Consider the following 4,175-nt stretch of genomic DNA (forward strand, 5'->3'; position numbering starts at 1 on the left):
AGGCTTTTTATTTTTTAAATTTTTCTCCTCGTAGTCGTGGTAAATAATCAATAACTATACGTATTTTAGATAAAAGAAGGGCGTGGACCACCGATCTTGGTGATTCACGCCCTTTGACCTAAACATGATATTCCTGCTGATTTGGCAGGTGATTAACATAGGTATTTTAGGTGTAAACAGTCTCCTAAAGGTAACTTTGATATAGGAAGATTATTTATGGAAGAAAAGCATAATATTGTAGCGCCTGTTTTTAACCTCAAACGTATGCTGATTATTAAATGGCTCCCTTATAACCATGCCTAGCACGCTCATTTGAGATTAAAATATTGAGCTCTTACACAAGAGTTATTTAGGAGTATCTGTAATTAAACAAGCGAGTTTAATTTCCCGGGCGTAGATAAGCAAGGTAAACGAAGTTATTTAGCAAAATACAACTTAATATTATTAAGCCATATACTTAAGAAAAGCAACACTAATAAAAATCACTTACGAAAATTAATTATCTTTGATAAAGTAACCAATTGTGTAATCAGAGAATTAATTAGAGGAGTGATTTTTTAGTATGAATAATGAAGCGCGGGTACGGCAAGTCCGTCATCCCAAACTTGCCATGGTTAGTATGTTATTAGGGGCCTTCGTGGGAATGTTTAGTGAGACTTCCCTGAACATCGCCCTGCCTAAGCTAACCCTGGCCTTTCATGTCAATACGGCAACCGTTCAATGGCTGGTGACCGGCTACATGCTGATCATCGGGATTGTCTTACCCCTGTCGAGTTTGATTTCAAAGTGGTTTACCACGCGGCAGATTATCATCTTTGCCTTAGTTGACTTTATTATCGGTGCAGCAATTTCTGCCATGGCGGTAAACTTCCCGATCCTTCTGATTGGTCGGATGATTCAGGGGATTGGGACCGGTCTCATCCTTCCCCTGATGTTTGCGGTCGTTATGCAGATTTTCCCACCGCAGAAGATTGGGGCTGTCATGGGGGTCTGTGCCCTAGTTATTATGTTTGCCCCAGCAATTGGGCCAACGTTAACTGGGTTGATTTTAGCTAAGGCATCTTGGAACTGGATCTTCTGGTGCTTTATTCCTTTCTTGGCAATCGCGTTGATTTTTGCAATTACTTCACTGGAAAACGTGGGCAAGATTACTCGACCACACGTTGATGTTTTATCAATTCTTGAATCAGCAGTTGGTTGCTCAGGACTGGTAATTGGTGCCAGTCTAGCTAGTCGTGATGGTTGGCTATCAGTATCTGTCCTGACTTCACTGGTTATTGGGATTGTTGTGTTGGCACTTTATGTTCACCGGCAGCTCCATCTGGAAACGCCAATCCTTAATCTGCGGGTATTTAAGACGCGGTCCTTTGCTATTGGATCGACCCTGGTGATGTTAGACTTTGGGATCATCCTTTCCGCAATGTACCTGTTACCAATGTACATCCAAAACGGCCTGTTACTACCAGTGGCCCTGACCGGGATTATCATGCTGCCGGGTGGGGTAATTAATGCCCTGACTTCGGCAGTTGCTGGACGGATGTACGATAGTGTTGGTGCCAAGAAGCCAGCAATGATCGGTTTCTTTATTGCCCTCATTGGTGCCGGAATGTTAGCTCTGACTAGCGACCATTCGTCAATCGCCTATGTAATCACCGCCCACGTCATTTTGATGATTGGGTGTCCTTTGGCAATGTCACCATCGCAGACCAGTGCCTTGAATTCCTTATCTGGAATGGAATCAGCCGATGGTAGTACTATTTTGAATACGATGCAACAGATTGTTGGTGCCCTGGCCACGGCCCTGGCAACCAGCTTCCTGGAATTAGGGCGGAATGCCGCTACGGGAAGTTCCGCGGTTCGTTTTACCAATGGTGTTCACTATGGGATCTACTTTACCCTGGTGCTGGTTATCATTGGGATTATCCTAACGTTTAAGATGACCGATAAGCCGCGGAGTAACGACCTATAAAGATAAAAAAGAGGATCTGATCGAGATCCTCTTTTTTTATTTGGTTAGACGTTGGAGTTCCTTAAGGGCCAGGGGAAACTCGCTGAAGCCATCACTGGTTAAGAAGTGGCCCTCGGTGGGCTGGACGATCAGCTTGGCACCCAACTGGTGGGCGACGCTGATGCTATTGCGGTAGGGAGCGATTGGATCGTCCTTAGCGGTGATGACGGTGGCCCGTGAAACCTTAGGAGTGATTTGTTGGTAATCCGGAGCGGGCATCATAAAGTTGTCGAGTTCGGGATAGGTTGGTAATCCTTGATCAAATGCGCCAACCAGTAGCAGGCGAACATCGTGGATCTGATGACGAGCAACGAAGCGTAGAGCAGTGATACACCCCAGACTGTGAGCAACTAGGGTTAGGCCGTCAGTGGCTGGCACCTGCTGGTCAACGGCATCGTTCCATTCGTCTGCTTGTGGCGCAAAGGGATTGGGGAGGAAGATCCGGTCAAGTTTGATCTGTGGAGCGCAGGCCTTTTCTAACCAGGGGAACCAGTCGTCGTCCCGGGTGGAGGTGCCATGAATGAGGTAAGCATTTTGCATAATAGTCATCCTTTCAAGATTTGTTACTCCTATCATAAAATTTTAACTAAGAACCAGCAATTAGAATGGTTCTGACTAACCAAATCTCGTTATAATAATGGGGACTAACAGGTAAAAAGGAGGGATGATAATGACCGAAGTAGTATTGCGGTTAGCTCGGCCAACTGACGCTGCCGCAATTCAGCGGATTTATGGATATTATGTGGAAAATACGGCGATCACCTGTGAGGTAGCTATTCCATCGATGGCTGACCTGACAGAACGAATCAAGAAGACCCAGCAGCGTTTTCCATACCTGGTCGCGATGCTGGGTGACCAGGTTGCCGGTTTTGCGTACGTTAGTCCAGCTAATCCGCGTTACGCATACCAGTGGACGGTGGAAACATCCATCTATGTAGATCGTGACTGCCGGGGAAAGCATGTCGGCACAAAATTATATGATATGCTTGAGAAAATCTGCCGGCAGATGAAGGTGGTTAACATGACTGCCCACATTGTTTACCCACATGACGGTCAGCCTGATCAACACTTAACCTTGGCAAGCCCTAAATTTCATGAGGCCTATGGTTATAAACTAGCGGGGCGCTTTTATAAGAACGTCTATAAGTTTGATAAGTGGTACGACATGCTTTGGATGGAGAAGTCCATCGCTCAGCATGGCGCTGCACCGACACCGATCGTTAACTTTAACAAGATTAAAGCACAATTCTTTAACTAAAAAATCGCCAGGGGGATGTTACCCCTTGGCGATTTAATAGATATGATGGACCATGCGAGATTCGAACTCGCGACCTCCTGCATGCGAAGCAGACATTCTCCCAACTGAACTAATGGCCCATTGCGTCTCTATTATAACAGGGGAATGATCAGAGGGTTAGTAACTTTAAGGAAGAAGTGAATAATAGTGGTATTGGATGAAATAAGGGTAGCTCACTCAAACGATCTTAAGGGTGTGGCGGCACTTTACAAGGCGATTTGCGATCATCAGCCCCTTGATAAATATGGTGCTGATTGGACATGGGGTGAATATCCAAGTGTTGATAGCCTCCAACAGATGATTGAAAATGCAACGGTAATGATCGGCTTAAAAGATCAGCGGGTAGTGGCCGGTGGAGTTCTGACAACTGGTGAGGAGTATTCCCAGGTCGAATGGCCACACCAGTTTGCTGATAATGAAATTGGGATTCTTCACCTGTATGGTGTGCATCCAGAGTATCGGCGAACGGGAATTTCTAGTGAGCTTCTGCAGGCGATTATTAAACAGGCCGAGCGGGAAGGGAAGAAGGCTATTCATCTTGATGTATTGGCAGGGAATGTTCCTTCCAAGAAGTTATATGTGAAGAATGGCTTTGAAGTTGTTCAGTCATTGGTTCTGCATTATGACGATATCGGTGATCAGGCGGCTCAGGTTCTTGAATACTGTATTTGAGCGGGTGAATTAATTTTTAATTATGCCTTGCAAAATGATTACAAAACGACTATAGTATTTAACTGTTGTGTTTCAGAAACATGACAAGATTTAGCTAGACCAAAGTTATTTTTCACAAGTCGTCAAGGGATGGAACTTGACATCTAGTCTAGGTAACTACATGAAAAATAGTTCATGTTTATCCTTGATAAAATGACG

The 4,175-nt window shown here is 44.8% G+C and carries 4 protein-coding genes and 1 tRNA gene; 3 read left to right on the forward strand and 2 right to left on the reverse strand.

The window, feature by feature from the left end; genetic code table 11:
• The first annotated feature begins 562 nt into the window (after positions 1–562).
• Positions 563–1,969 (forward strand): DHA2 family efflux MFS transporter permease subunit, encoded by a 1,407-nt coding sequence (locus ACI31H_RS00115; RefSeq protein WP_439769979.1) that lies wholly within the window; start codon positions 563–565, stop codon positions 1,967–1,969.
• A 36-nt stretch (positions 1,970–2,005) separates the two neighbouring features.
• Here ACI31H_RS00115 and ACI31H_RS00120 read toward each other — a convergent pair whose 3' ends face one another.
• Positions 2,006–2,548, reverse strand: coding sequence for an RBBP9/YdeN family alpha/beta hydrolase (locus ACI31H_RS00120; RefSeq protein WP_439769980.1), 543 nt, complete (start codon positions 2,546–2,548; stop codon positions 2,006–2,008).
• Positions 2,549–2,678: 130 nt separating this feature from the next.
• Here ACI31H_RS00120 and ACI31H_RS00125 point away from each other — a divergent pair, with 130 nt between their 5' ends.
• Positions 2,679–3,266: a GNAT family N-acetyltransferase gene (locus ACI31H_RS00125; RefSeq protein ID WP_439769981.1), complete on the forward strand. Its 588-nt coding sequence runs from the start codon at positions 2,679–2,681 to the stop codon at positions 3,264–3,266.
• Positions 3,267–3,312: 46 nt separating this feature from the next.
• Here ACI31H_RS00125 and ACI31H_RS00130 read toward each other — a convergent pair.
• Positions 3,313–3,385: transfer RNA gene (locus ACI31H_RS00130), tRNA-Ala, on the reverse strand.
• A gap of 115 nt (positions 3,386–3,500) precedes the next feature.
• Here ACI31H_RS00130 and ACI31H_RS00135 point away from each other — a divergent pair.
• On the forward strand, positions 3,501–3,977 hold the full coding sequence (locus ACI31H_RS00135; protein ID WP_439769982.1) for a GNAT family N-acetyltransferase: 477 nt from the start codon (positions 3,501–3,503) through the stop codon (positions 3,975–3,977).
• Positions 3,978–4,175: the final 198 nt, after the last annotated feature.

This window comes from Limosilactobacillus sp., assembly GCF_051873035.1.
Taxonomy (GTDB): Bacteria; Bacillota; Bacilli; order Lactobacillales; family Lactobacillaceae; genus Limosilactobacillus.